21 protein-coding genes, 6 tRNA genes and 1 other RNA gene are annotated in these 25169 nt (G+C 55.8%); 12 read left to right on the forward strand and 16 right to left on the reverse strand.

The window, feature by feature from the left end; genetic code table 11:
- The first annotated feature begins 7 nt into the window (after positions 1–7).
- Positions 8–937, forward strand: coding sequence for a LysR family transcriptional regulator (locus ABIC80_RS00785; RefSeq protein WP_042713861.1), 930 nt, complete (start codon positions 8–10; stop codon positions 935–937).
- Here the strand turns inward: ABIC80_RS00785 and ABIC80_RS00790 are convergent.
- The 6 genes from ABIC80_RS00790 to ABIC80_RS00815 all read right to left on the reverse strand — a co-directional run bounded on the left by ABIC80_RS00790 (position 928) and on the right by ABIC80_RS00815 (position 2230).
- Positions 928–1287, reverse strand: coding sequence for a FlxA-like family protein (locus ABIC80_RS00790; protein ID WP_094421457.1), 360 nt, complete (start codon positions 1285–1287; stop codon positions 928–930). The two genes, ABIC80_RS00785 and ABIC80_RS00790, sit on opposite strands and share 10 nt — an antisense overlap.
- Positions 1288–1611: 324 nt before the next feature.
- Positions 1612–1747: non-coding RNA, RtT sRNA (locus tag ABIC80_RS00795), on the reverse strand.
- Positions 1748–1841: 94 nt separating this feature from the next.
- Positions 1842–1917, reverse strand: a tRNA-Lys gene (locus tag ABIC80_RS00800).
- Positions 1918–1921: 4 nt separating this feature from the next.
- Positions 1922–1997 (reverse strand) — tRNA-Val (locus ABIC80_RS00805).
- A 40-nt stretch (positions 1998–2037) separates the two neighbouring features.
- Positions 2038–2113, reverse strand: a tRNA-Val gene (locus tag ABIC80_RS00810).
- A 41-nt stretch (positions 2114–2154) separates the two neighbouring features.
- Positions 2155–2230, reverse strand: a tRNA-Val gene (locus tag ABIC80_RS00815).
- A 256-nt stretch (positions 2231–2486) separates the two neighbouring features.
- On the opposite strand from ABIC80_RS00815, the gene gltX reads away from it, so the two are divergent.
- Positions 2487–3902, forward strand: coding sequence for a glutamate--tRNA ligase (gltX, locus tag ABIC80_RS00820; RefSeq protein ID WP_094421455.1), 1416 nt, complete (start codon positions 2487–2489; stop codon positions 3900–3902).
- 64 nt (positions 3903–3966) lie between these two features.
- Here gltX and ABIC80_RS00825 read toward each other — a convergent pair whose 3' ends face one another.
- The 4 genes from ABIC80_RS00825 to ABIC80_RS00840 all read right to left on the reverse strand — a co-directional run bounded on the left by ABIC80_RS00825 (position 3967) and on the right by ABIC80_RS00840 (position 8336).
- Positions 3967–4566, reverse strand: coding sequence for a nitroreductase family protein (locus ABIC80_RS00825; protein ID WP_076770240.1), 600 nt, complete (start codon positions 4564–4566; stop codon positions 3967–3969).
- Positions 4567–4774: 208 nt separating this feature from the next.
- Positions 4775–5017, reverse strand: coding sequence for a DUF1158 family protein (locus tag ABIC80_RS00830; protein ID WP_023479876.1), 243 nt, complete (start codon positions 5015–5017; stop codon positions 4775–4777).
- A 73-nt stretch (positions 5018–5090) separates the two neighbouring features.
- Positions 5091–6998 (reverse strand): methyl-accepting chemotaxis protein, encoded by a 1908-nt coding sequence (locus ABIC80_RS00835; RefSeq protein ID WP_312604696.1) that lies wholly within the window; start codon positions 6996–6998, stop codon positions 5091–5093.
- Between the two features lie 219 nt (positions 6999–7217).
- A complete protein-coding gene (locus ABIC80_RS00840; protein ID WP_429174995.1) occupies positions 7218–8336 on the reverse strand; it encodes a YbdK family carboxylate-amine ligase in 1119 nt (372 codons plus the stop codon).
- Between the two features lie 518 nt (positions 8337–8854).
- Here ABIC80_RS00840 and ABIC80_RS00845 point away from each other — a divergent pair.
- The 4 genes from ABIC80_RS00845 to pheP all read left to right on the forward strand — a co-directional run bounded on the left by ABIC80_RS00845 (position 8855) and on the right by pheP (position 15197).
- Positions 8855–11053, forward strand: coding sequence for a TonB-dependent receptor (locus tag ABIC80_RS00845; RefSeq protein WP_429174998.1), 2199 nt, complete (start codon positions 8855–8857; stop codon positions 11051–11053).
- A 131-nt stretch (positions 11054–11184) separates the two neighbouring features.
- The gene (locus ABIC80_RS00850) at positions 11185–11445 is read left to right on the forward strand and encodes a DUF2534 family protein (protein WP_023479829.1); all 261 of its coding nucleotides are present in this window, start codon (positions 11185–11187) and stop codon (positions 11443–11445) included.
- Between the two features lie 299 nt (positions 11446–11744).
- A complete protein-coding gene (locus ABIC80_RS00855; RefSeq protein WP_429175001.1) occupies positions 11745–13685 on the forward strand; it encodes a methyl-accepting chemotaxis protein in 1941 nt (646 codons plus the stop codon).
- A 114-nt stretch (positions 13686–13799) separates the two neighbouring features.
- Positions 13800–15197, forward strand: a complete 1398-nt coding sequence (gene pheP / locus ABIC80_RS00860) for a phenylalanine transporter (RefSeq protein WP_094421445.1) — start codon at positions 13800–13802, stop codon at positions 15195–15197.
- A gap of 55 nt (positions 15198–15252) precedes the next feature.
- Here the strand turns inward: pheP and ABIC80_RS00865 are convergent, their stop codons facing one another.
- A complete protein-coding gene (locus ABIC80_RS00865; protein WP_429175004.1) occupies positions 15253–16677 on the reverse strand; it encodes an MFS transporter in 1425 nt (474 codons plus the stop codon).
- 107 nt (positions 16678–16784) lie between these two features.
- Between ABIC80_RS00865 and ABIC80_RS00870 the strand changes: the two genes are divergently transcribed.
- On the forward strand, positions 16785–17657 hold the full coding sequence (locus tag ABIC80_RS00870; protein ID WP_225975657.1) for a helix-turn-helix transcriptional regulator: 873 nt from the start codon (positions 16785–16787) through the stop codon (positions 17655–17657).
- Here ABIC80_RS00870 and ABIC80_RS00875 read toward each other — a convergent pair.
- The gene (locus ABIC80_RS00875) at positions 17654–18019 is read right to left on the reverse strand and encodes an MmcQ/YjbR family DNA-binding protein (protein ID WP_042718740.1); all 366 of its coding nucleotides are present in this window, start codon (positions 18017–18019) and stop codon (positions 17654–17656) included. The two genes, ABIC80_RS00870 and ABIC80_RS00875, sit on opposite strands and share 4 nt — an antisense overlap.
- Positions 18009–18599 carry a TetR/AcrR family transcriptional regulator gene (locus ABIC80_RS00880; protein ID WP_042718742.1) on the reverse strand — a complete coding sequence of 197 codons (591 nt, stop codon included), beginning with the start codon at positions 18597–18599 and terminating at the stop codon, positions 18009–18011. Before ABIC80_RS00880 ends, ABIC80_RS00875 begins: the two co-directional genes overlap by 11 nt.
- Before the next feature lie 193 nt (positions 18600–18792).
- Between ABIC80_RS00880 and ABIC80_RS00885 the strand changes: the two genes are divergently transcribed.
- Both ABIC80_RS00885 and ABIC80_RS00890 read left to right on the forward strand, forming a co-directional pair.
- Positions 18793–19893 (forward strand): MBL fold metallo-hydrolase, encoded by a 1101-nt coding sequence (locus tag ABIC80_RS00885; protein WP_429175007.1) that lies wholly within the window; start codon positions 18793–18795, stop codon positions 19891–19893.
- 37 nt (positions 19894–19930) lie between these two features.
- Positions 19931–20272 (forward strand): RamA family antibiotic efflux transcriptional regulator, encoded by a 342-nt coding sequence (locus ABIC80_RS00890; protein WP_023479912.1) that lies wholly within the window; start codon positions 19931–19933, stop codon positions 20270–20272.
- A gap of 29 nt (positions 20273–20301) precedes the next feature.
- Here the strand turns inward: ABIC80_RS00890 and ABIC80_RS00895 are convergent, their stop codons facing one another.
- Together ABIC80_RS00895 and ABIC80_RS00900 are read right to left on the reverse strand one after the other, a co-directional pair.
- A complete protein-coding gene (locus ABIC80_RS00895; protein ID WP_094421439.1) occupies positions 20302–20694 on the reverse strand; it encodes a YfeC-like transcriptional regulator in 393 nt (130 codons plus the stop codon).
- Position 20695: 1 nt separating this feature from the next.
- Positions 20696–21055 (reverse strand): YfeC-like transcriptional regulator, encoded by a 360-nt coding sequence (locus ABIC80_RS00900; protein ID WP_094421437.1) that lies wholly within the window; start codon positions 21053–21055, stop codon positions 20696–20698.
- 220 nt (positions 21056–21275) lie between these two features.
- On the opposite strand from ABIC80_RS00900, the gene ABIC80_RS00905 reads away from it, so the two are divergent.
- The 3 genes from ABIC80_RS00905 to ABIC80_RS00915 all read left to right on the forward strand — a co-directional run bounded on the left by ABIC80_RS00905 (position 21276) and on the right by ABIC80_RS00915 (position 23817).
- A tRNA-Ala gene (locus ABIC80_RS00905) sits at positions 21276–21351 on the forward strand.
- Between the two features lie 41 nt (positions 21352–21392).
- Positions 21393–21468 (forward strand) — tRNA-Ala (locus ABIC80_RS00910).
- A 177-nt stretch (positions 21469–21645) separates the two neighbouring features.
- Positions 21646–23817, forward strand: coding sequence for an EAL domain-containing protein (locus ABIC80_RS00915; RefSeq protein ID WP_429175010.1), 2172 nt, complete (start codon positions 21646–21648; stop codon positions 23815–23817).
- A gap of 43 nt (positions 23818–23860) precedes the next feature.
- On the opposite strand, the gene ABIC80_RS00920 is transcribed toward ABIC80_RS00915, so the two are convergent.
- A complete protein-coding gene (locus ABIC80_RS00920) occupies positions 23861–25048 on the reverse strand; it encodes a NupC/NupG family nucleoside CNT transporter (protein WP_023479798.1) in 1188 nt (395 codons plus the stop codon).
- Positions 25049–25169 lie beyond the last annotated feature (121 nt).

Below are 25169 nucleotides of genomic sequence, written 5' to 3' on the forward strand. Positions count from 1 at the left end.
TTATCAGATGAATTATTCACTCCGTCAATTACGTGTCTTTGTCACCGTCGCCCAGGCGAAGAGTTTCAGCCGCGCCGGGGAGATGATCGGCCTCAGCCAGTCGGCGGTCAGCCACAGCGTAAAAGAGCTGGAGCGGCAGACCGGCGTCAAGCTGCTGGATCGCACTACCCGGGAAGTGGTGCTGACCGAAGCGGGCCAGCAGCTGGCCGGGCGGCTGGAGCGGCTGTTAGATGAGCTTAGCAGCACGCTGCGCGAAGCGGGGAGGGTAGGGCAGCAGTTAACCGGAACCGTGCGCGTTGCCGCCAGCCAGACTATCTCTGCGCATCTCATTCCGCACTGTATCGCCAGCAGCAATCAGCGCTACCCGGAGATCGATTTTGTGCTGCATGACCGCCCGCAACAGTGGGTGCTGGAGAGTATTCGCCAGGGTGAAGTCGATTTTGGCATTGTGATCGATCCCGGCCCGGCCAGCGATCTGGAGATCGAGGAGATCCTCGCCGAGCCCTTTTTCCTGCTGTGCCGCAACGATCACTCCTGGGCGCCGCTTGATGCCGTGCCGTGGTCAGCGCTGGATGGTGCCCGGCTGGTGGTGCAGGATTACGCCTCCGGCAGCCGTCCGCTGATCGATGCCGCGCTACACCATTTTGCGGTGCGGGCAAAGATTGTGCAGGAGATTGGTCATCCGGCGACGCTTTTTCCGATGGTGGAAGCGGGGATTGGCATCAGCATTCTGCCCGCGCTGGCATTGCCACTCCCGCAGGGTAGCCAGCTGATGGTGAAACGGCTGGTGCCGGATATGCAGCGCAAAATTATGCTGGTACGGCGCAAAAACCGATCGCTTTCCGGCGCGGCGCAGGCGTTATGGGATGTGGTGCGGGAAGAGGCCCGGTGTTTAAACCGGGCCCGGGAGAACGATCCGCTCTTTACTCAGATGTAGATATCAACCTGATGATCGACTGAAGGGTTATTCACGCCTTCAATTTTACCCTGCGTCGGGGTTTTCGGATGGTTTTGCGTCTGCTTCTGCTCAGCTTCTTCAGCCTGCTTGCGCATTAACTGTTGTAGCTGTGCCTGCAGCAACTGGATCTGTTGCTGAATCTGCTCTTGCTGTTTCTTTTTCTCTTCAGTCGTCCCTTCGCCATTAGGGATATCTTTTAACTGCTGGGTAAGTTTGGCGATCTGCTGCGTCACGCGGCTGATTTGAGATGCGGTGTCGCTACCAGCGGAAGATGAACCGCTGGTGCTGCCGCCCTGAACAGAGGGGGTTGCTGCCGAAATGGTGGTCATTACAAACTCCTTTTTTGCCTTAAAAGAGAGTTATCGGCTCAATTGTGGCGGACTTAAATAAGAAGCGTGTGATGATGTGTCAGTCGAAAGCATTTGCCCGGCAAACTGCCTGCTGGCGCTGCGCTTAGCAGTCCTGGAAAACCGGGTACGGAGATCTGTTGTAGGCCGGATAAGGCATAGCCGCCATCCGGCAAGAAGAGGGCACGGAATTTTCAAATCGAAGTTGTAGGCCGGATAAGGCGTAGCCGCCATCCGGCAAGAAGAGCGCACGGAATTTTCAAATCGCAGATAGCAAAAAAGCGCCTTTAGGGCGCTTTTTTACATTGGTGGGTCGTGCAGGATGACTCGCTTCGCTCGCCCTTCGGGCCGTCGCCGCAAGCGGCTCCGTTGTCTCACTTCGTTCGACCCGAACCTGCCGCAGGTATATTCGTCTCATCCTGAGACTCACCCTACGGGCCAACGCTTCGCGTTGTTCAAAATTGTTCCCTACAATTTTGTCGAATCTTTGAAACCGGCAGATAGCAAAAAAGCGCCTTTAGGGCGCTTTTTTACATTGGTGGGTCGTGCAGGATTCGAACCTGCGACCAATTGATTAAAAGTCAACTGCTCTACCAACTGAGCTAACGACCCGAAGTGGTGGGTGATGACGGGATCGAACCGCCGACCCCCTCCTTGTAAGGGAGGTGCTCTCCCAGCTGAGCTAATCACCCACTTCGGTACTTCAATGATAAGAATTCGCTGGCGAGAAAGTGGTGGGTGATGACGGGATCGAACCGCCGACCCCCTCCTTGTAAGGGAGGTGCTCTCCCAGCTGAGCTAATCACCCACTTCTCATTCTTATCTACACTGCGGGAACCACAAAATTTGTGGTGGGTGATGACGGGATCGAACCGCCGACCCCCTCCTTGTAAGGGAGGTGCTCTCCCAGCTGAGCTAATCACCCCCGCTGTGTGGAGTCGCATTATAGGGAGAGTTGAAAATGAGTCAACGCATTTTCAAAAGAAATTGTTCGTTCGTCGTAAAATTAGACAAACCGCTGATGAATCGATCGCGAGCGCATGATTTATAAACAAAATAGCCCGTTTGCTGCGCCATTTCGGTAACAACATTGAGGAATCAGCCCACAGTGATAGAATATCGCCCACTTTTCTATTAGGTATTGCCGACGGTCGGCATCGCTATCAACGTAAGGCCAATTCATGAAAATCAAAACTCGCTTCGCGCCAAGCCCCACCGGCTATTTGCACGTTGGCGGCGCGCGCACTGCTCTCTACTCCTGGCTGTTTGCCCGCAATCAAGGCGGTGAGTTTGTGCTGCGCATCGAAGACACCGATCTCGAGCGTTCCACTCCGGAAGCAATCGAAGCCATTATGGATGGCATGAACTGGCTGAGCCTCGAGTGGGATGAAGGCCCGTACTTCCAGACCAAACGCTTCGACCGCTATAACGCGGTGATTGATGAAATGCTGGAAGCGGGCACCGCCTATAAATGCTACTGCTCCAAAGAGCGCCTTGAGCAGCTGCGCGAAACGCAGATGGCAAATAACGAAAAACCGCGTTACGACGGCCGTTGCCGCCATGACCATACTCACCATGCTGCTGATGAGCCGTGTGTGGTGCGTTTTGCCAACCCGCAAGAAGGGTCGGTAATTTTTGACGATCAGATCCGCGGTCCGATCGAATTCAGCAACATGGAACTCGACGATCTGATCATTCGCCGTACCGATGGCTCCCCGACCTACAACTTCTGCGTTGTCGTCGATGACTGGGATATGGAGATCACCCACGTAATCCGCGGTGAAGACCACATCAACAACACCCCGCGCCAGATCAACATCCTGAAAGCGCTGAATGCGCCGGTGCCGGTTTACGCGCACGTTTCAATGATCAACGGCGACGACGGTAAAAAACTCTCCAAGCGCCACGGCGCGGTGAGCGTGATGCAGTATCGTGATGATGGTTACCTGCCGGAAGCGCTGCTTAACTACCTGGTGCGTCTGGGCTGGTCCAGCGGCGATCAGGAGATCTTCAGCCGCGAAGAGATGATCAAACTCTTCTCGCTGGGCGCGGTAAGCAAATCCGCCAGTGCGTTTAATACCGACAAACTGCTGTGGCTGAACCATCATTACATCAACACCCTGGCGCCGGAGTATGTTGCTACCCATCTGCAGTGGCACATTGAGCAGGAAAATATTGATACCCGCACCGGTCCGCAGCTGGCGGAGCTGGTTACGCTGCTGGGCGAGCGCTGCAAAACGCTGAAAGAGATGGCGGCAAGCTGCCGTTACTTCTATGAAGAGTTTGCGGAATTCGACGCTGATGCGGCGAAAAAGCACCTGCGTCCGGTTGCGCGTCAGCCGCTGGAAGTGGTTCGCGACAAACTCGCCGCCATTACCGACTGGAGTGCTGAAAACGTCCATCACGCCATTCAGGCCACCGCTGATGAGCTGGAAGTGGGCATGGGTAAAGTTGGCATGCCGTTGCGCGTGGCAGTGACCGGTGCCGGTCAGTCGCCGGGTCTGGATGTTACCGTTCACGCGATTGGTAAGACCCGCAGCATTGAGCGCATCAATAAAGCGCTGGGCTTTATCGCTGAGCGTGAAAGCCAGCAGTAAGCCAAAAAAAAGCCGCCTGAAAAGGCGGCTTTTTTAATTGTTCAGACACACGCCAGTGCGCAGCTTAACGCGCAACCACAAAGCGTTTATCGTCGTCCATATACGTTTTTTCGCCTGCCGGAGCCATAATTGAACCGAAGTTCATATGAGCGCGCAGTTTCCAGCTCGCCGGAATATTCCAGGTACGCTGTACATCTTCATCCACCAGCGGGTTGTAGTGCTGCAGGTTAGCGCCAATGCCTTTCTCTGCCAGCGCAACCCAGACAGCATACTGGGCGATACCGGTACTGTGTTCAGACCACACCGGGAAGTTATCGGCATACGCGGCGAACTGCTCCTGTAAGCGGGTCACCACTTCCTGATCTTCAAAGAACAGCACCGAACCTGCTGCTGCCGCAAAACCATCTAATTTTTGCGAAGTACCGTGGAAATTCTCTTCCGGCACGATTTTCTTCAGCTGCGCGCGAGTCAGTTCCCAGAACTGCTCATGCTCTTTACCCAGCAGGATCAGCGCACGTGAACTTTGCGAGTTGAACGCCGACGGTGCCTGGCGAATCGCTTCTTTAATAAGGTCAATCACCTCATCTTCTGCCAGCGGCAGGTTTTTGCCGAGAGCATAGATCGTTCTACGTTGTGTAGCTAAAGCGAGAAAATTATCTGACATGATTCCTCCTGAAGTTATCTGCACCTCCGCTGTGCTGTCATCAGCAAACGGCGGAAAAAGCGCCCGAAGCAAATTTATAACCGGTTGATCATTCATTGCATCAATATGCTGCCTCGAAAAAGCATAGGCCTGGGATGCAATAAAGAAAAGTCCAACAATTTGCCGTTAACATTCAAAAAATTAGAATGAGCCAGAGAGCCACGCGGCGTTAAACCGCCAGCCAGCGCCGCCAGATAAAGCGTAAAACATAGAATTCGATGGTGCCGAGCAGCAAAAACCAGAGGCAGTAGAGCAGGGTATAAAACTGGTTTAAATCCAGCAGATGGAAGGTTTGCATCAGCGTTTGCGCCAGCTGCATACCCAGCTGCGGCGCAGGTAGCAGCAGCACAGAGACAAAAGAGAGCAGCAGGATGCCCGCAAGCGTGACCATCGTTTCGAGGGGATGTTTCATAAGCGTTAATCATTGATGAAAAAACGCATTGTCGGGGAAAGCTGGCCTGAGCGCAACGTTCCCCGACCTTCACTCAGGCGACCACGAAGCGGCCAACCAGCTCTGACATGGTTTCAGATTGTTGATCCAGCAGCTGGCTGGCGCTGGCCGCACTCGCCACCAGACCGGCGTTTTGCTGCGTGACTTGCTCCAGCTGATTGAGCGCTTCATGCACCTGCGAGACGCCGAGCGACTGCTCATTGGCCGCGTGGGCGATATCGCTGACAAACGACAGCATCTGGCCGGTATTCTCGCGAGCCGCATGCAGCGCGCGATCGGATGCCTGCGCCAGCGCCACGCCTTGCTGGATCTGATCCATATTTTTACTCACCAGTTCGCGGATCTGCTGTGCCTCGTTGGCGCAGCGCTGTGACAGGTTACGCACCTCTGATGCCACCACCGCAAAGCCTTTGCCCAGCTCACCGGCGCGTGCCGCTTCCACCGCGGCATTCAGCGCCAGCAGGTTGGTCTGAAACGAGATCTCATCAATCGAGCTGACAATATTGGAGATCTGTTCACTGGAGTAACGGATAGCCGACATGCTGTTGCTGGTTTCACCCGCCACGCGGCTCGCTTCCTGCACCTGTTTCTCCATCTCCTGCGTCAGTCGTTTTGCTTCATTAGCATTGTCCGCCGTCATGTTTACCGCAGTGGCGATCTGCTCCATGCTGGCGGCGGTTTCCACCAGCGAGGCCGCCTGTTGATCGGTGCGGGAGGCCAGATCCTGGTTGCCGCTGGCGATCTCGGAGCTGGCGCCGCGCAGCACGCCGGCGCCATGTTTGATCTCGCTGACGATATGCTGAATATTCTCGATCGCCTGGTTATAGGCGCGGTTAAGCAGAGAGAGCTCGTCGCTGCCCGGCACATCCAGCCGCTGAGTGAGATCGCCATCCATCCCTTCGATGGTTGCCAGTGAGTGCTGCAACTGGCGGTGAATGCTGCTGGCGACCAGCACGGCAAAGAAGAGGGCGATAACCAGTGCAATCACGCTTATCACCGCGAACAGCGTTACTTCGCGCCAGGCTTCATCGGCCAGTTTCTGCGCGGTCATAAGCAGGTGATTAGACGCGGCATTTTCAACGGCTTTTAGCGTGTTAATGCGCGCGGTCTGGGCGTTAAACCAGTCGGCGGGTGCGACGCCAAAGCCGCCGGTTGCGGCGTGATCGATAGCGGTCTGGCGTAAAGAGAGGGCTTTAAGGGCTTCTGGAGAGTTAAGCTGCGCGTTCATTTTCGCGTTCACCTCTGCGGAGCTAAACGCGTGGGTTGCCGCAAGCCATGAGGCCTGTTTACCCACCACTTCATTAAGCTGGCGGAATTGCGCCTCGGTAAAGCGGTCAGCGGAGAAGACGTTCGACAGCAGCGCGCGCTCAATACCGCTCTGCTCTTTGGCATTCAGCACGCTGTAGTAGGCCGCCAGCTGGTTAACAATCTCGCCGTTATCCGTTAACTGGCTAATACCACCGACCACATTCAGCAGGTCATTAATAATGGTGCTGTACCACACCAGCGAATCGGAGCCGTTGACGCTTAATGCGCGCACCTGATCGCGAAAACCAATAATACCCTGTTGATGCTGGCGAAATTGCGCCAGCGCCTGGCGAATATCGCTATTCGCGTCCTGTTCCGGGAATTGGTCAAGCAGTGCGGTTAATTGTGTCAGCGCTTTTGTCGAGACGGGATATTGCGTGGATAACTCATTATTGAATTGCTGGCCTTTACTGCCGATATAACCTGCACTTAAACCGCGCTCTTTTTGCAATTCATGAATAACGCTCCCGGCCTCTTTCGCCAGCGTTGTTAATGAAATGATGGTATGCATCTGCTGGCCGGTCTCAACGCGTGACATGATGCCGCTGGCGGCAAGCCAGATAAGCGCAAACAACAGAGGCAGCAGAGCTAATAGCAGTTTTGACTTCATCGAGATACGGTAAATCCACTTCATAAATAGGCCTCTTGTTCGCGTGTATATATTTGTTATCGGAGTGATTACGCGCGGCCTTTACTTTAATGCAGGGGTTGTTGATATTTATCAATTCTCAGGAAATATCGCTACTCCATAAGTATTAGTTATTTAAGAAATCTCTCTGTTAAACAAAGGAAAAAGAGTTTGCCGCAGGCAAAATATCCCCACGGCAAAAAATAACCTTAAATAAGGTATGGATTATCCGGCGGCCCAAATTTCAGTGTGCTTTTTCATCAGGCCAATTAACGATCCGCCATCGGCAATAAATTCCCGCATCAGCTGCGCTTCGCTTTTGCCGCGTTTAACGCAGACGGCAATGTCATCCAGCGCGCTGCTGGCATTAAGTTTGTCGGCCCACGGCGCGATCTTCTCCAGCAGATGCGATACATCATCAGCAATGGTGCGCTGTTCGCCGGTATGCACATCGGTTATTACCCCCTTCAGGCCGAAGCGGCAGGCCTGAAAACGGTTGAATTTATATAGCAGGTAGTCCCGCTCCTGGAATTTAAACGGACGCTCAGCCAGCAGCCAGTGCGACAGCGCCTGAATAAAGCCCGCCAGGCTGACGGCGTGGGTAATAGTCAGTGGCGTATCCATCACCCGCACTTCAACGGTACCGAAACCGGGGCTCGGGCGAATATCCCAGTGCAGATCCTTAATGCTCTCGATCATCGAGGTGTAGCTTAAGCGGCGAAACAGCCCTTCAAACTCCTGCCAGTTCGCCACCCACGGCATTGGGCCGTTATCCGGGAAGGAGGAGAAAATATTGAGCCGCGAGGAGGCAAACTGCGTATCGGTGCCCTGAATATAGGGCGAGCTGGCGCTCAGGGCGATAAAGTGCGGAACAAAGCGCGACAGGCCGTGCAGCAGATAGATGGCATCATCACCATTGGTACAGCCGACATGGACATGCTGACCAAACACCGTTGCCTGCTGCATCAGGTAGCCGAACATCTCCAGCGTGCGGGCATAGCGCTCATCCGCGCAGATCTGTTGCCGCTGCCACTTCTGAAACGGGTGGGTGCCGCCGCCGCAAATCTGCACGTGGTGCTCGCCTGCGGCCTGCAAAATGGCGTGGTGCATCGCCGAAAATTGATGCGCGACTTGGCGGATATCGCGACAGACGCCGGTGGCGATCTCCAGCATGCTTTCGGTGATGTCGTGCTTAACCTCACCGGCGCTGACGCGGTGCTGAAGGGTGTCGATCAGCCGGGATGAGTCCTGGCTTAAGTCATAGCCCGGTGGGTTAACCACCTGCAACTCCAGCTCAACGCCGAGGGTAAAGGGCTCAGAGACATGAAAATCGGGCAAAGGCATAACCATTCCTTACGCAAATGTTTGTTTGAGTATGGAAGGGAATCGCTAATTATGCCCGGCGCAGCGGGAGGGAAGAGGGGCGAAAAAGAAGCAAAAAAAAGCCCGCACAAACGGCGGGCAAAAAATACTGGAAGCAATGTGAGCAATGTCGTACCGAATACCTGAGTTAGACACTCAACTATTCGGTAATGCGAAAGATAATCTTTATCATCTTCGTGGTCAACCCTCTATTTTGTACGAGATTGCACTCTCTGTTATCAACGCGATCGATGCAGGTGAATAGAGTCAATTATGCTTGCCTCATTAAGGTTAATGAGTATAGTTCTCATTCTCTTTGGTGTTTGATGGCGTTGCCGCGGCGCAGTACGCCATCACAACCGGGATATTACCCGCCCACGCACACAGTCAACTAACGCGAAAAGGCAGGCGGGGAGAGGCAATGGCGACCAGCCTTCTGGCTGATGCCCTTAACCATCCGGCCTGAATGCGGGCCTTTTTCTCCACTTCGATATGAGTCGATGATGAATAACAGCAAACATACCTGGTCACCTTTGCGCAAGAGCTTGCTTGCGCTCGCGATTGGCGCGGCGACGCATGCCGTACAGGCAGCAACACCCGCCAGCGGAACGAAAGAGGAGACGCTGATTGTCCAGTCCACCAGCGGCAGCGATTTTAAACCCGGCGGCGACGCGCTGGTGCCAGCCTATCTTGATGGCCAGGTGGCCTACGGTGGGCGGCTTGGCATGTTGGGCGAACAGAAGGCGATGGATGTGCCGTTTAACGTGATCGGCTTTACCTCGAAGCTGGTGCAGGATCAGCAGGCGAAGACTATCGCCGATGTGGTGCGCAATGATGCCGGGGTGCAGGTCAGCCAGGGCTACGGCAATATGGCGGAAACCTACCGCATTCGTGGTTTTAAACTTGATGGCGACGATATGCTGATGGGCGGCCTGGCGGGCATTGTGCCGCGTCAGGTGGTCGATACGCAGATGCTCGATCGCATCGAGATCTTTAAAGGGGCGAATGCGTTAATGAACGGCGCGGCCACCTCTGGCGTCGGCGGCATGATTAATCTGGAGCCGAAACACGCTGAAGATACGCCCCTGACGCGCCTCGGCGTCGATTACTCCTCACGCTCGCAACTCGGCGGCTCGCTGGATGTCGGGCGGCGTTATGGCGATAACAACCAGGTCGGGGTGCGCGTTAACCTGCTGCACCGCGAGGGTGAAACCACGGTTGAAGATGATAAGCGCCGCACCACCGTTGCCTCCGTTGGCCTCGATTATCGCGGCGAGCGCCTGCGCAGCTCCCTTGATGTTGGCTACCAGAAGAAGACCTTCCACGGCGGTTCGATGGGGGTCAATATCAGCAACATCGATTTCGTGCCCGCCGTGCCGGGTAACAGCAAAAACACCAGCCAGAAGTGGGCGTGGAGTGATATCGAAAACGAGTTTGGCCTCGCCCGCGCCGAGTATGATCTCACCGATATCTGGACGGCCTACGCCGCTTTTGGCGGCCAGCACTCTCATGAGCAAGGCGTCTATGGCGGGCCGAAAGTGATTAACGCTGCGGGCGATGCGACGATTGGCCGCCTCGACACCAATCGCATCAGCGATAGCTGGAGCGGCATGGCGGGCCTGCGCGGCAACTTCGATACCGGCCCGGTGTCGCACAAAGTCAACGTCGGTTACTCCGCCAGCATCAAGCAGGACAAAGTCGCCTGGCGCATGTCGTCGAAGAATCCGCTGGTCAATATCTATAACAACAGCGCGGTGCCGATGCCGGATTACAGCCTGACCGGCGGCAACTACAGCGATCCGTTAACCACCGGGCGCAACCGCACCCAGGGCTGGCTGCTGAGCGATACGCTGGGCGTGCTTGACGACACGCTGCTGTTCACCGCAGGCGCGCGTTACCAGAAAGTGTGGGTTCACAGTTACAACAATGCCACCGGTGACGAGAACCGCAATGCGCGCTTTATTGAAGATCGCTGGATGCCGACCTACGGCGTGGTCTACAAACCGTGGGAAGTCGTTTCGCTTTATGCCAACCATACCGAAGCACTGCAACCGGGCAGCACCGCGCCAGAAGGGGCGGCGAACCAGTATCAAACCACCGGCATCGCCCACTCGAAACAGAATGAAGTGGGGGTGAAAACGGACTTTGGCCGTATTGGCGGTACGCTGTCGCTGTTTGAAATTAAGAAACCGTCGGCTATTCAGAACAGCAGCACCAATATCTATGAGCTGAGCGGCGAGCAGCGCAACCGCGGCGTTGAGCTGAGTGTATTTGGCGAGCCGACGCTCGGCCTGCGCCTGAACGGCAGCGCAACCTGGATCGACGCGGAGATGACCAAAACTCAGGATGGCATCAATCAGGGCAATAAACCGGTTGGCGTGGCGAGCTTCTACTCGGTGCTGGGCGCGGAGTATGACATCGCTGCGGTTGAGGGGCTGACGGCAACGGCGCGAGTCAATCACACCGGATCCCAGTACGCCAATGCGGCGAACAGCAAAAAGCTGGACAGTTACACCACCCTCGATCTCGGTGCGCGTTACCGCATGCGCTTGAATGCCGATCGCAACGAGATGGTATGGCGCGTCGGGCTGGATAACGTCACCAACAAGAACTACTGGGCAAGCGTTGAAGATAACGGCACCTATATCTATCAGGGCGGTGGCCGTGAGTTGAAAGTGTCAATGAGCTACGATTTTTAATCGCCAATGGCAGCAGGCCGGAGCGCGCTCAGCTTATCCGGCATGCTGCCTTTTATTTGCTCAATCACAACATTTAAACAGCAGATCGGTTACACTCGCGGCACAGAAAATCCACATAAAAGGAGAGTGAGATGCTGGAAAAACTACGAACCCGCGACGGGAAAAAATTTCTCTGCGCGGTGCTGGTGGTCTTCCTGATTGCCGTAAGCGTGGTGTCAAAAGTGACCTTCGAAGGCGTTGAGGATCAATACAATCTGCCGATGTCCTCCTGGACCACCTCAATGTTTATCATGCAGGGCGCATGGGTGGCGATTTACAGCCTGATGTTCACCATCATCGGCTCGCTGCCGTTTGGCTTCTATTTCCTCGGCCCGAAAGACGATCGCGGCTGACCCTCTCGCCCCGGTTTCTCCACCGGGGCAGTTTCCGTTATCACATTATGTAAATAAAGTTATTGCCCCTCACGTAGTCGAAAACTCCGTATTAAGCATCACTGCCCGTTAAGTTAACTGCCGCTACATATAGCGCCGCGCTAGCCTGCTGCCTTGCTGGCGGAAAGGGCGTGTTTCCCTCTCCCGTCTGCCCATTTTTAACAATTAAAGATCAAAAAATAATCGCCGATAGCATTGCTACAGGGAGTGCATGCTGCAAGGAACATTGACGACATAAGGCTGACTCCAGGAGAGCCGTAATGGCCAGACAATTCGTGAATAAAAAAATGAGCACCCGCGCGCAAATGCTGCTGACGGGCGCCATCACCATCACCCTCGGTTTTGCGGTCACTATCGGGGTACTGAGCTGGCAGTCCAGCAATCAGCAAAAAGCGCTCGCCGAACAATATCTGCAAAAAATCGCCCGTAGTGAGGCGCTCAATATTCAGCAACAGCTTAACTATGCGCGCGATGTGGCGCATAACCTCGGCCACAGCCTGGCCGCGCTGCCGCAGGCCGGGATCACCGATCGTAACGTAGCGAATAAGTTAATTGAGTATGCGGTGCGCGATAACCCGGACTACCTCTCCGTGTCGGTGATTTTTGAAGAGAACGCCTTCGATGGTCGCGACGCGGAGTTTGCCGGTAAACCGGATCAGGCTCCCAAAGGGCGCTATGCGGTGTTTGCCGATCGCGATCCCGCCGGGAAATACGCCATGCATCCGTTGCTCTCGATCTTGACGCCGGGGCAGGGCGACTACTACCTCGTGCCGCAACGCACGCAAAAAGATACGCTGATCGAACCCTACAGCTATGCCTATAACGGCGTCCCGACGCTGTTAACCTCGGTCGCCGCGCCAATCATTAATGACGGCAAACTCAACGCGGTGGTCACCTCCGACATTTCCCTGGCTTCACTGCAACAGAAAGTGAACCAGATCAAACCGTGGGAAGGTGGCGGCTATGCGATGCTGCTCTCCACCTCGGGGAAAGTGATCTCCTATCCGGATAAAAAACTGACCAGCAAACCCTACCCTGGCAATACCGAAGGCTTTACCACCAGTGTGGTGGAGCAGGATGATCCGATCCTTGGCGAAAAAGCGCTGGTGACCTGGCAGCCCATCACCATCGGTAACAGCACCGATAACTGGTATCTGGGCATTGTCGCCCCGGTCAGCCAGGTGATGGCCGCCGCTAACCGTCAGCTGCTTAATGCCGTGATCCTTGGCGTTATCAGCATCCTGCTGGTCAGCGCGCTGTTGGGAGTGCTCTTTAGCCGTAAAGTGCTGAAACCGATTGGCGGCGAGCCGCTGGAAGGGGCGAGCATTGCGCTGGCGGTCGCCGAAGGCAAACTCGATAACGTTATTGTGGTGAAAGAGGGCGATCGCAGCAGCCTCTTCTATGCGCTGCACACCATGCAGGACCAACTGCGCCAGATGGTGGGTCAGATCCAGGAGGCGAGCAGTTCTGTGCGCCAGGGCGCTGGCGAGATTGTCAGCGGCAACATCAACCTTTCGTCCCGTACCGAACAGCAGGCCGCCGCGCTGGAGCAGACCGCCGCCAGTATGGAGCAGTTCAGCGCCACGGTTAAACACAACGCCGACAATGCGCACCATGCCACCGCGTTGACCGCCAATGCCACGCAGATTGCCAGCCGCGGCGAAGCGCTGGTGGGCCAGGTGGTTCAAACCATGTCGCAGATTGACGATAGTGCGAAGAAGATCGGCGATATCACCGCCATTATCAACAGTATTGCCTTCCAGACCAATATTCTGGCGCTGAACGCCGCGGTGGAAGCGGCACGTGCCGGAGAGCAGGGGCGTGGCTTTGCCGTGGTCGCCTCGGAAGTGCGTAATCTGGCAAGCCGCAGCGCCGATGCGGTGAAAGAGATTGGCGCGCTGATCGAAGAGTCCGGTAAACGGGTGGAAACCGGGGTGCAACTGGTGAACGATGCCGGTAAAACCATGCAGGAGATGACCCAGGCGGTGAACTCGGTGCAGTCCATCATCAATGAGATTGTCAGCGCCTCCGATGAGCAAGCCAAAGGCATCGGCCAGGTGACCATTGCGGTCAACGAAATGGATGGCGTAACGCAGCAGAACGCCTCGCTGGTGCAGGAGATGGCTGCCGCCGCAACGTCGCTGGAAGATCAGGCAGAGCAGCTGGCGCAGAGCGTACAGCAGTTCCGTCTGCAGGCCTGACTGGAGCGGGGAGTCGGTTAGTACAGGCTCCCCGCTGCCGGTACCATTTCTTGCCAGCCCCTGGCGGAGATGTTAAAAGGTGCCCCTTTAAATGAAACCACAAAGGGGAAGGACGTGAAAAACGCGTCACAGGTCGTGGGGAACATGACCGGGACCGCGTCGGAGGCAGCGCCGACGCTACAACGGGGATTAAAGAACCGTCATATTCAGCTTATTGCCCTTGGCGGCGCGATTGGCACCGGGCTGTTTCTCGGCATCGGTCCGGCAATTCAGATGGCCGGGCCTGCGGTGTTACTCGGCTACGCTATCGCCGGCATTATCGCCTTTTTGATTATGCGCCAGCTCGGTGAAATGGTGGTTGAAGAGCCGGTCTCAGGTTCGTTTTCCCACTTCGCCTTTAAGTATTGGGGGCCATTTGCGGGCTTCCTCTCCGGCTGGAACTACTGGGCAATGTTTGTGCTGGTCGGCATGGCGGAACTGACCGCCGCCGGGATCTATATGCAGTACTGGTTCCCCGATATTCCGACCTGGGTCTGGGCCGCCACCTTCTTCGTTATCATCAACGCCGTTAACCTCGTCAATGTGCGCCTGTATGGCGAAACCGAATTCTGGTTTGCGCTGATCAAAGTGCTGGCAATTATCGGCATGATTGGCTTTGGCATCTGGATGCTGTTCACTGGCCACGGCGGCGAGCGCGCCAGTATTAATAATCTCTGGCAGTACAACGGCTTTTTCGCCACCGGCTGGCATGGGCTGGTGCTGTCGCTGGCCGTGATTATGTTCTCGTTCGGCGGTCTTGAGCTGATTGGTATCACCGCCGCGGAAGCGAGCGAGCCGCACACCACCATTCCAAAAGCGGTTAACCAGGTGGTTTACCGTATTCTGCTCTTCTACATCGGTTCGCTGGTGGTGCTGCTGGCGCTCTACCCGTGGATTGACGTGCAGGCCAACAGCAGCCCGTTTGTGATGATCTTCCATGAACTTGACAGCAATTTAGTTGCTTCAGCACTCAACTTTGTCATTCTGGTGGCTTCACTGTCGGTCTATAACAGCGGCGTTTACTCCAACAGCCGGATGCTGTTTGGCCTGTCGGTGCAGGGCAATGCGCCCGCGTTTTTAACGCGCGTCAGCCGTCGCGGCGTACCGGTCAACTCGCTGATCCTCTCCGGCGCGATTACCTCGCTGGTGGTGCTGGTGAACTATCTGCTGCCGCAGAAAGCTTTTGCGATGCTGATGGCGTTAGTGGTCGCCACTCTGCTGCTGAACTGGATCATGATTTCGCTGGCGCACCTGAAGTTTCGCGCCGCGATGCGCCGCAAAGGGCGCGATCCGCAGTTCAAAGCGCTGCTCTTTCCGGCGGGCAACTACCTCTGCATCGGCTTTATGCTGTTTATTCTCGGCCTGATGTACTCTATCGACGATATGCGCCTGTCGGCCATTTTGCTGCCGGTATGGATTGTGTTCCTGTTTGCCGCCTTCAAACTACTGCGGCGGACACCGAAGCGCGCATAAGCCTCAGTATCAAAAGAGAAAACGCCAGCCTCCGTGCTGGCGTTTTTTATGTGCCTCAGGCAGGGGTCGTACAGCGGGGCGCTAACTGCCGACGGGCAACGAGTGCCGCTGCGACAAGCGCCAGCATCATCACCACCTCTGTTGCCAGAAAACCGCTTAGCGCCGCGCTGTAGTCGCCGTGCGACTGGCCGACAAGGTGAAGAAAGATGCCGCCGAGCAGCGCAGGCCCCAGACCGAGCGCCGACTGTTGCAGGGTGCTGAGCAGCGCGCTGCCTGCGCCTGCGTCCTGGGCGGTGATGTCACGCATGCCGATGCGGTAGAAGCTGTTGACGATCAGCGCCTGGCCGTAGCCAATCAGCAGGGTGGCCGGGGCGAGTGCCAGCACGCCGACCACGCGGCCTGAGAGGTGCAGAGTCACTATCAGCGTCAGCAAACCGGCAATCTGAATGGTAAGCCCGGTCAACAAAATGGTGCGCATGCTGTAGCGGCTAATCAGCTTCGGCGCATACCAGGCTGCGATAAAATAGGCGACGCCGAGGGCGATAAAACTATTTCCGGACTGGTAGGGGGTCATACCCATTCCGGCCTGCAAGGTGAGCGCCATGCAGAACATAAACCCGGCCCAGGCGCTGAAAAAGAGCAGCGCAATCAGCAAACCAAAGCGGATACTCGGCAGCTTAAGCAGGCGTGGCGGCACCAGCGGCGTGATGCCGCGCTTCTCCTGCCGCACCGCGCTGCTGCGCATCCACAGCGCCAGCGGGAAGAGGGCCAGCAGCGCCGCTTTGCTCTGCCACGGCCAGTGCATCTCCGGGCCTAATGCCAGCGGGAAAAGCAGACAGCAGAGGATCAGCGCCAGTGCAGTCGTGCCTTGCCAGTCAATGCGCGTGCGTTGTTCACTGCGGGTTTCCGGCACGTAGCGGCGGCTCAGCAGTAGCACAAGCAGGCAAATGGGCACATTGATAAAGAAGGCGTTGCGCCAGCCAAGCCCGGCGATATCCGCCGACACCAGCCAGCCGCCGCCCATCTGCCCGATGATAAACGCCACGCCGCCCACCCCGCCGTAGAGACTGATGGCGCGGGCATGCGCAGTGCCTTTCAGCGTGACATGCAAAGTGGCGAGGATCTGCGGCACAATCAGCGCCGCGCCCATTCCCTGTAGCGTGCGCGCCGCCAGCAGGGCAGAGACCGAGTTCGCCAGCCCGCACAGCAGCGAGGCGATGCCGAACAGCGCAACGCCCCATAAAAAGATGCGGCGGCGGCCGAGGTTATCCCCCAGTTTGCTGCCCATCGCCAGACAGACGGCAAATGCTACGCCATAGAGCGCGACAATCAGCGCCAGTTGGGTGGCTGAAGTGTGTAACGACAGGGTGATGGAATCGAGTGCCACATTGGTGATTGAGGTGTCAATCAGCGGCAGCATCTGCCCGGTTAACAGTAAAAACAGGCCCGCCCGGCCCGGAGAAACAGCAGACGTATTCATGGTAACTCCATTGCGTCATTCATCAGATGGACGTAGCATCGCCGAATGAGAAAACGGGTACCAGTTCTTGCCTATACGGGTACTGGCACTACCATGCTGGAGGGTTTATGACGTTGATGGTGGATAAACAGCCGCAGCTGGCGCTGCTTGAAGAGAGCCGCAAACAGCTGGGCGCGTTTCTGCGCGCGCGGCGCGAAAGCCTCGATCCGCAGCGGCTCGGCCTGCCGCGCAGTAGTCGGCGGCGCACGCCGGGCCTCAGACGTGAAGAGGTGGCGCTGCTAGCCGATGTCGGCGTCACCTGGTACACCTGGCTGGAGCAGGGCCGCGAGGTGAACCCCTCGGCTAATGTTTTGCAGGCGATAGCCTCCGCATTGCAGTGCACGCCAACCGAGACGCGGCATCTCTTTCTGCTGGCTGGGCTAGCGCCGACCGAAGCGCTCAACTCCCCGCAGTGCGAAGGCATCAGCGACAGCACGCGCCGCCTGCTGGACAGCCTGCTGCCGAATCCTGCCAGTATCCAGAAACCCAATTTCGATATTGTCGCGTGGAATGCCGGGTTTGAGCGCCTGATGGGCATCAAGTTTGACGAGATCCCGGAAGATGACCGCAACTGCATCTATCTCTACTTAACCCATCCGCAGTGGCGCAGCCGCCTTGGGCTGGATGATCAGGTGCTTTCGACTTTCGTTGCCTATTTCCGGGCGGCCATGGCCGCGCACCGCGGGGATGCGATATGGGAAGCGAAGCTGGCGCGCTTTTGCGCGGCGTCGGCGGAGTTTGAAACGCTGTGGCGCAAGCACTATGAAGTGAGCGGCGTGGAGAATAAGGTCAAGGTCTTTGCGCACCCGCAGCTTGGCACGATTACCCTGCAGCAGATGTACTGGTACTCCGCGCCGCGTAACGGATCGCGGTTACTGGTCTATATGCCGGTGGATGAGCAGGGCGAGCAGGCGCTGCAGTGGCTGGCGCAGAACGCTTAAGGGCGCAGGCGCTTCTGATCTTTTCGCGGCAGGGTGTCGACCACGCGATCCCAGGCGTGCTGGATCAGGGATTCGAGCAGCGAGAGGTCAATCTCGTCGCCTGCGTAGACGGAAATCCAGTGCTTCTTATTCATGTGATAACCCGGCTCAATGCTGGGGTAGATCTGCTGATTGAGCAGGGCAACCTGCGGCTCTGATTTCATCGTTACCATCGGCCTGCCGTGGGCGGTGGTGGTCATCATAAAGATCTTGCCGCACACCTTGAAGACGTCATGTTCCGGGCCAAACGGCCAGCAGTGCTCGGTAAAGGGGAGCGACAGCGCGTAGCGATGAGCGCTCTCCTGCAAGGTTTTACTCTCCATCGTTTTCCTCCTTCGCCAGCGCGCGCCACATCGCCTCAAAGCCGAGGCGCTTAAGCTCTTTGGTCCGCGAGGGATCGCGTCCCGCAAAGTTGATGGTGGTTTCCGCCATCGCCAGGAAAATGGCATCGCCAAAGGCGGCGTACTCATCGGAGAGGAAAACCGGGCGCACCGAGCGGTGGCACAGCTCATGCAGCTCCGGGAAGATATCGGCTACCTGCTGCTTGGTTTCGGCGGTCAGCTTTTCGCTGATGGCGATCTGGCGCACCGCATGGTGGCCGTTGGGGTGGCGAATACCCCAGTCGATATAGCTGTCCCAGATGGAGTGGGTGTGCACCTTCGAATCGCTGCTAGAGCGGTCGAGATTCGCCAGCATGGTGCCGCAAAGATCGGTTTTCAGATGCAGATAGAGCGCGTTCAACAGATCGTCTTTGGTGGCGAAGTAGCGAAACAGTGTCCCTTCCGCGACGCCTGCATTACGGGCGATAAGCGCGGTTGAGGCGGCAATCCCCGACTGGGCAATCGCTTTGGTTGCTGCTTTCAGTAATGCCAGTTTCTTATCTTCACTCTTCGGACGAGCCACGCCGCTTTTCTCCGCTTTTTACAAAAACCACGATTGAAACATGCCCTTTGAGAGGCTGCAACGTCGAATATCAAACAACGAAAAATCGTCTTGACGATTTAATGTTCGTTTCTATAATGAGTGCTTACTCACTCATAATCAAGTTCAATGAGTATCGTCTCAACGGATGGGATCGATTTAGCCGGGTCAGGATATGAAACGTCTCACTATCAGCGTGGTTGTCGTTATGCTCGTTGCGTCTGCTGCAAGCTTACCTTTTGTTCTGAATGCCGGTTTTGGCCAGCCACCGCAGGGTGAGGCGCTCAGCGCCGTGGAAAAATCGCCCCATTATCGCGATGGTGCATTTCACAATACATTGCCGACGCCGGGCTTTACCGGTGAGCAAAATAAGCTGGCGTTGTGGTGGGATTTTCTCTTCGGTAAACGTGAAAACGCGCGCCCGCAGCAGCCGCTGCCGATGGTGGCAACCGATCTTGCGGCGCTGCCTCTACAGGAGGATACGCTGGTCTGGATGGGGCACTCCTCGTGGTATATGCAGCTGGCGGGCAAACGTATCCTGATCGACCCGGTGCTGAGCGACTACGCTGCGCCGTTCTCCTTTCTCAATAAAGCGTTTGCCGGTAACGGCGTCTGGACCGCAGAGAGTATGCCGGAGATCGATCTGCTGATTATCTCCCACGACCACTATGACCACCTCGATCACGCCACCATCAAGGCGCTGATGCCGAAAATCAAACGCGTGGTTACGCCGCTTGGCGTTGGCTCCCATCTGCGTTACTGGGGGATGGAGGCAGCGAAGATTGAGGAGGCGGACTGGCAACAGAGCGTGCAGGTCAGCGATACGCTTAGCGTCAATATTCTGCCCGCGCGCCACTTCTCCGGCCGTGGGCTGAAGCGCAACCAGACGCTGTGGGCCAGCTTTCTGTTTGTCACGCCTGAACGCAAAGTCTTCTACAGCGGCGACAGCGGTTATGGCCCGCACTTTAAGGCCATCGGCGACAGGTTCGGCCCCATCGATATTGCCATTATGGAAAATGGGCAGTACGACGAGGCGTGGAAATATATTCATATGATGCCGGAGCAGAGCGCGCAGGCGGCGCAGGATCTGCAGGCACGCGCAGTGCTGCCGGGCCATGCCGGGCGTTTTGTGTTGGCAAAACACAGCTGGGACGATCCGTACAAACGTTTAGCGGCTGCCAGCCGCGATAAAGAGTTTCGCTTACTGACACCGAAGCTGGGCGAAGTGGTGTTTGCGGCCGATACGGCGCAAACATTCAGCGCCTGGTGGGAATAAACCGTTTAATTAATCGAAGTGCAGGGGGGATCGCAGCATGACTATTTCCGCTCAGGTTATCGACACTATCGTCGAGTGGATCGACGACAATCTTCATCAACCCTTGCGTATTGATGAGATTGCCGCGCACGCAGGCTACTCCAAGTGGCATCTGCAACGGCTCTTTTTGCAGTACAAAGGGGAGAGCCTCGGGCGCTATATCCGCGAGCGCAAACTCGCGCGCGCCGCGCAGGATTTACGCAACACCGATCAGAAGGTTTACGACATCTGCCTGAAATATGGCTTCGATTCGCAACAAACTTTCACGCGGATCTTCACCCGCACCTTTAACCAGCCGCCGGGAGCCTACCGGCGTGAAAACCATCAGCACACCCATTAACAGTACAAACCGGCATCTGGCCGGTTTTTTCACTCTTGTACCGTCTGCTTAATACCTAAGCGGCTGCAAAAGGTGCTCAGCCCTTCCCGTGCCAGCAGCACTTCAAGCTGGTGCAGTTCGTCAGCGGTAAGCATCTGCAAGGCGTTGATGATATTTTGCATGGTGCCTGGCGCGGTGAGATAGGGCGTCGGCGGTTCGGCGAGCGAGCTGTTAAAACCGCTGTGGCGCATGGCAGGCAGTTCCATCACCAGGCTCAGCACCTTATCCGTGATCAATACGTAACGGGCGCGGCCCCCTTTTACGCCGGGGAGACTCTCGGTTTTCCACTTGTGACGTTTGATCCAGCGGTTGATGGTCTGTCGTGTGACGCCGAGGCGGTTGGCTAACTCAGCGGTGGTCATTTTGCTTGGTAATGTGTTCATCTTATTTCTGGTCGCGGATCCCTAAACGTTGCAACAGGCCGGTGATGCCGTCGCGTAAAAGCATTGAAGAGAGCAGAGTGCGCTCGGCGTCGGTCATCTCTTTTGCCAGCCTGAGCAGAAGTGCTTCCAGCGAAGCGTCGCTGCTGGCGTTGTCGGTAGAAGGGGAGAGTTCATTGCGCTGCGCGCTGCGGATAAAGGCGCGAACCTGTTCATTAACGTGAACCAGGCGGGCTTTTCCTCCCTGAACGCCAGGTTTTGGCGAGGTGATCCACCCCTCTTTACGCACCCATTTATTGATGGTTTGCCGGCTGTACCCGGTAAGCGTAGCCAGCTCTTCCGGCGTCATTCGTTCCTTGAGCATATAATTTCCCGGTGAGTAGTAAGGGTAATTAGTGGTTTATGTTATAGCACCATTTTAGAAGAAAATGTGACAGGTTTAACTGCTGGCTGCGAGGCGCTTCGCAAGGGGATTCAATTGCATGCTTTTTCAGCGGTTGATAAAGGGGCGGTGATTTTGCCGTTGACACCTGACAAGGGAATTCATATCATGCCGCCCGTCAACACGACACGCTTTACGCGATGGGGCTATAGCTCAGCTGGGAGAGCGCTTGCATGGCATGCAAGAGGTCAGCGGTTCGATCCCGCTTAGCTCCACCAAATTCCGAACCCAACGGAACTGGTGCGTAAAGTAACATTGTGGGGCTATAGCTCAGCTGGGAGAGCGCTTGCATGGCATGCAAGAGGTCAGCGGTTCGATCCCGCTTAGCTCCACCAAAATTTGAACCCTCGCGTTTACGCGGGGGTTTTTTGTTTCGGGTTTTCTCTACGCTGTTGTCTGATAAAGATGCATCTCTGCCATTTTCTCGCCCATTTCCCTTGCTTGCTTCACTCTTTCAATAAACCTATTATTCATGGTAATTATTTTTTAACCACCAGAGCCGACATTATTTTATGAAATCCGGTTACGTGAAGCCGTTTCTGCTGGCGTTAATGATGTGCCTGGTGGCCATTCCCGTAGCCCGTTATATTTCGCCGAAAACGGTTGTTGATGACGGCAATATTTATCTCGCCTGGTTACCCTTAAGCGTTACGCTGGCGCTGCTGCTGTTATTTGGTCGACACGCCATTGCGCCGCTCATTATCGGCTCCGCCATCATTAATGAGATTGCTTTTCATCTGCCTTTCGACGAAGCGGCAGTGCTGCTCTTCTGCCAGCTGTTTATTCTCTTTATCGTGTGCGGCATTGTCCGCTGGCAGCTTGGTTCGCGCTGGCGTTACGGTATTCCCAATAAAAATATGGGGGTACGCATTTTATGGCTGGGGTTTATTGCGCCCGTCGGGATAAAAGTATCGATGTATCTTGCCGGGGAGTGGCTTAATTATCCGGTCTATCTCTCCAATTATTTCGGCAGCGGTTCGTTAATATTCTCAATAATCGATATTCAGAGTTTGATGTGTTCGGCGTTGATTTTTACCATGATTGTTTATTATCCGATGCGCATGATCCTCAATCCGCGCTTCGCAAAAGTGTGGTGGCGTCGTAGCGTTATTCCCTGTTTTAGCAAAAGAAAACGTTTATTTAGCCTGGGCTGGCTGGCGGCATTAATCACCGTTGTGGCGCTTCTATGCGCGCCATATAAATCAGATCTGATTGCCGGTTATCTGGTACCGGTGATCTTTATTATCTTCAACTTTGGCTGTAGCCGCCTGCCGGGCACGTTTCTGACGCTGAGCTGGTCCATTTCGGCTTTCCTGTTACTGGCCTATAACAACAACTTCTTTCATGGCGTACGTGCGGATTACTCGCTGGCATTTGTCATGTCAGTGCTGATCTGTTTCACCGTCTGCCTGCTCTATAACATCCGCGTTTTCAACCGCAGCCTGTGGCTAAAGCGGCGCTGGCAGGCGCAAGCGATGAGCGATCCCCTCACCGGGTTGCCCAATCTGCGCGCGCTGGAAAGAGAAGTGGAGCGCCAGCCGGGCAGTATCGTCTGCTGCCTGCATATGAAAAATCTCGATTTCCTCAGCCGCCACTTTGGCATGATGATGCGCGTACATGTGAAGCGCAGCGTCACCCGCACGCTGCAACCCTGGCTGCGTGAAGGAGAGCATTTCTTTCAGCTGCCCGGTAATGAATTACTCCTGCTACTCAGTGGGCCAGAAACCCTGGCGCGCCTGCACTCGATGCTGGATCGCCTTAACAGCCAGCGCATCTGCTGGAATAAGAACCCGCTGGAGATTGAGTTCGGTGCCTCGTGGGGCGAACTGCAGGGCAACCGGGAGGCGTTGCAGCAGACGCTCGGCCAGCTGAGCTGGCTGTCAGAGCAGACGGACAGCGAAAATCGTGTGCTGGCGCTTACTAACAGCCTGGCGGAAGTGAATACCCAGACCACTGAGCGCGTGCTGCAACTGGAGAGGGTGAAACGGGCGCTGGAGGAGGGCGGGATTACGCTCTATGCCCAGCCCATCGTCGATGCCAGTGGCGAGGGCTATCACGAGATCCTCTCAAGGCTGGTCAGCGATGGCCATATCATCATGCCCGACCAGTTTATTCCGGTGATTGCCCAGTTTGATCTCGGTTCGCGCTTCGATATGCAGGTCGTCGAAACGCTGCTGAAATGGATGCAGGCGCATCCGCAGCCTGCTACAAAGCCACGTTTCTCCCTCAATCTGATGCCGCTGACCCTGATGCAACAATCCTTCGCTACCCAGTTTCTTGCACTGTTTGCGCGCTACGGCATCGCCGCGCAGGCGGTGATTATCGAAATTACCGAGGAGCAGGCCTTCTCCCACTCGGAAGTGAGCATCCGTAATATCACGCGCTTACGCGAGGCGGGGTTTAAGATCGCCATTGATGACTTCGGCACCGGCTACGCCAATTTCGAGCGTTTAAAGCGCATCAAGGCGGATATCATCAAGATCGACGGCTGTTTTGTGCGCGATATTCTCACTGACCCGCAGGATGCGATGATCGTGAAAGCGATATGCGATCTGGCGAAGGCCAAAGGCCTGACGGTGGTGGCCGAGTATGTGGAGAGCGAGGCGCAGCGCGAGCTGCTGCTGAATGCGGGCGTCGACTATCTGCAGGGCTATCTGCTCGGCAAGCCGCAGCCGCTGGCATAAAAAAACCGGGGCAGGCCCCGGTTTTTGTTAAAGCATGTTCGAATCAGATAACCAGCGCCGCGATCGCCGCAGAGAGCACGCTCACCAGCGTCGAACCGTAAACCAGCTTCAGACCAAAGCGGGAAACCACGTTGCCCTGCTCTTCGTTCAGGCCCTTGATCGCGCCTGCGATAATGCCGATAGAGGAGAAGTTAGCAAAGGAGACCAGGAAGACCGAGAGGATACCTTCCGAACGCGGAGAGAGGGTGGAGGCAATTTTCTGCAGATCCATCATCGCCACGAATTCGTTGGAGACCAGTTTAGTCGCCATGATACTCGCCACCTGCAACGCTTCATGAGCCGGTACGCCCAGCACCCAGGCAACCGGGTAGAAGATGTACCCCAGAATGCCCTGGAAGGAGATGCCCAGCACGGCAGCGAAAAGGGCGTTCAGGCCGGAAATCAGCGCGATAAAGCCAATCAGCATCGCCGCAACGATAATCGCCACTTTGAAACCTGCCAGAATGTATTCACCCAGCATCTCAAAGAAGCTCTGACCTTCGTGCAGTTTCGCCATCTGCAGGTTCTCTTCGCTCTCATCCACGCGGTACGGGTTGAGCAGCGAGAGCACGATAAAGGTACTGAACATGTTCAGCACCAGCGCTGCGACGACATATTTTGGCTGCAGCATGGTCATGTAGGCACCCACAATCGACATTGAAACTGTCGACATTGCGGTCGCAGCCATGGTGTACATGCGGTTGCGTGACATTTTGCCGAGGATATCTTTATAAGCAATAAAGTTCTCGGATTGACCCAGAATCAGGGAGCTGACCGCGTTAAATGATTCCAGTTTACCCATGCCATTCACTTTCGACAGCACCGTACCGATGGCACGGATCACAATCGGCAGCACGCGAATGTGCTGCAAAATACCAATCAGCGCAGAGATAAAGACAATCGGGCAGAGCACTTTCAGGAAGAAGAAGGCCAGGCCTTCATCATTCATTTTGCCGAAGACGAAGTTGGTGCCTTCGTTGGCAAAGCCGAGCAGTTTTTCAAACATCTCGGAGAAGCCTTTTACGAAGCCAAGGCCGACATCAGAGTTGAGGAAGAACCAGGCCAGCACAACTTCAATCACCAGCAGTTGAATAACAAAGCGGATGCGGATCTTTTTGCGATCGCTGCTCACGAGCAAGGCAAGCAGCGCCACAACAGCAAGCGCCAGGACAAAGTGCAGAACGCGGGACATATTTGCTCCAAATATGAGACGGGTAGGAATTTCGTGCACATTCTATGTAACAAGACAAAAGAAAACGAGATCAAAGGCACACTATATTAATGTCCTGTGACCAGACTCAAAATTAGTGATC

The organism is Kosakonia sp. 1610 (assembly GCF_050435845.1).
In the GTDB taxonomy this organism is placed as follows: Bacteria; Pseudomonadota; Gammaproteobacteria; order Enterobacterales; family Enterobacteriaceae; genus Kosakonia; species Kosakonia cowanii.

Bases quoted from the DNA above. Each gene is read 5' to 3' on its own strand.
- ABIC80_RS00840 (WP_429174995.1), bottom strand. From the start codon at position 8,336: ATGCCTTTGCCCGATTTTCATGTCTCTGAGCCCTTTACCCTCGGCGTT.
- ABIC80_RS00875 (WP_042718740.1), bottom strand. From the start codon at position 18,019: ATGGAGAGTAAAACCTTGCAGGAGAGCGCTCATCGCTACGCGCTGTCG.
- ABIC80_RS00885 (WP_429175007.1), top strand. From the start codon at position 18,793: ATGAAACGTCTCACTATCAGCGTGGTTGTCGTTATGCTCGTTGCGTCT.
- ABIC80_RS00830 (WP_023479876.1), bottom strand. From the start codon at position 5,017: ATGAAACATCCCCTCGAAACGATGGTCACGCTTGCGGGCATCCTGCTG.
- ABIC80_RS00835 (WP_312604696.1), bottom strand. From the start codon at position 6,998: ATGAAGTGGATTTACCGTATCTCGATGAAGTCAAAACTGCTATTAGCT.
- gltX (WP_094421455.1), top strand. From the start codon at position 2,487: ATGAAAATCAAAACTCGCTTCGCGCCAAGCCCCACCGGCTATTTGCAC.
- ABIC80_RS00790 (WP_094421457.1), bottom strand. From the start codon at position 1,287: ATGACCACCATTTCGGCAGCAACCCCCTCTGTTCAGGGCGGCAGCACC.
- ABIC80_RS00915 (WP_429175010.1), top strand. From the start codon at position 21,646: ATGAAATCCGGTTACGTGAAGCCGTTTCTGCTGGCGTTAATGATGTGC.
- ABIC80_RS00845 (WP_429174998.1), top strand. From the start codon at position 8,855: ATGATGAATAACAGCAAACATACCTGGTCACCTTTGCGCAAGAGCTTG.
- ABIC80_RS00870 (WP_225975657.1), top strand. From the start codon at position 16,785: ATGACGTTGATGGTGGATAAACAGCCGCAGCTGGCGCTGCTTGAAGAG.
- ABIC80_RS00920 (WP_023479798.1), bottom strand. From the start codon at position 25,048: ATGTCCCGCGTTCTGCACTTTGTCCTGGCGCTTGCTGTTGTGGCGCTG.
- ABIC80_RS00785 (WP_042713861.1), top strand. From the start codon at position 8: ATGAATTATTCACTCCGTCAATTACGTGTCTTTGTCACCGTCGCCCAG.
- ABIC80_RS00890 (WP_023479912.1), top strand. From the start codon at position 19,931: ATGACTATTTCCGCTCAGGTTATCGACACTATCGTCGAGTGGATCGAC.
- ABIC80_RS00865 (WP_429175004.1), bottom strand. From the start codon at position 16,677: ATGAATACGTCTGCTGTTTCTCCGGGCCGGGCGGGCCTGTTTTTACTG.
- ABIC80_RS00855 (WP_429175001.1), top strand. From the start codon at position 11,745: ATGGCCAGACAATTCGTGAATAAAAAAATGAGCACCCGCGCGCAAATG.
- ABIC80_RS00900 (WP_094421437.1), bottom strand. From the start codon at position 21,055: ATGCTCAAGGAACGAATGACGCCGGAAGAGCTGGCTACGCTTACCGGG.
- ABIC80_RS00825 (WP_076770240.1), bottom strand. From the start codon at position 4,566: ATGTCAGATAATTTTCTCGCTTTAGCTACACAACGTAGAACGATCTAT.
- ABIC80_RS00850 (WP_023479829.1), top strand. From the start codon at position 11,185: ATGCTGGAAAAACTACGAACCCGCGACGGGAAAAAATTTCTCTGCGCG.
- ABIC80_RS00895 (WP_094421439.1), bottom strand. From the start codon at position 20,694: ATGAACACATTACCAAGCAAAATGACCACCGCTGAGTTAGCCAACCGC.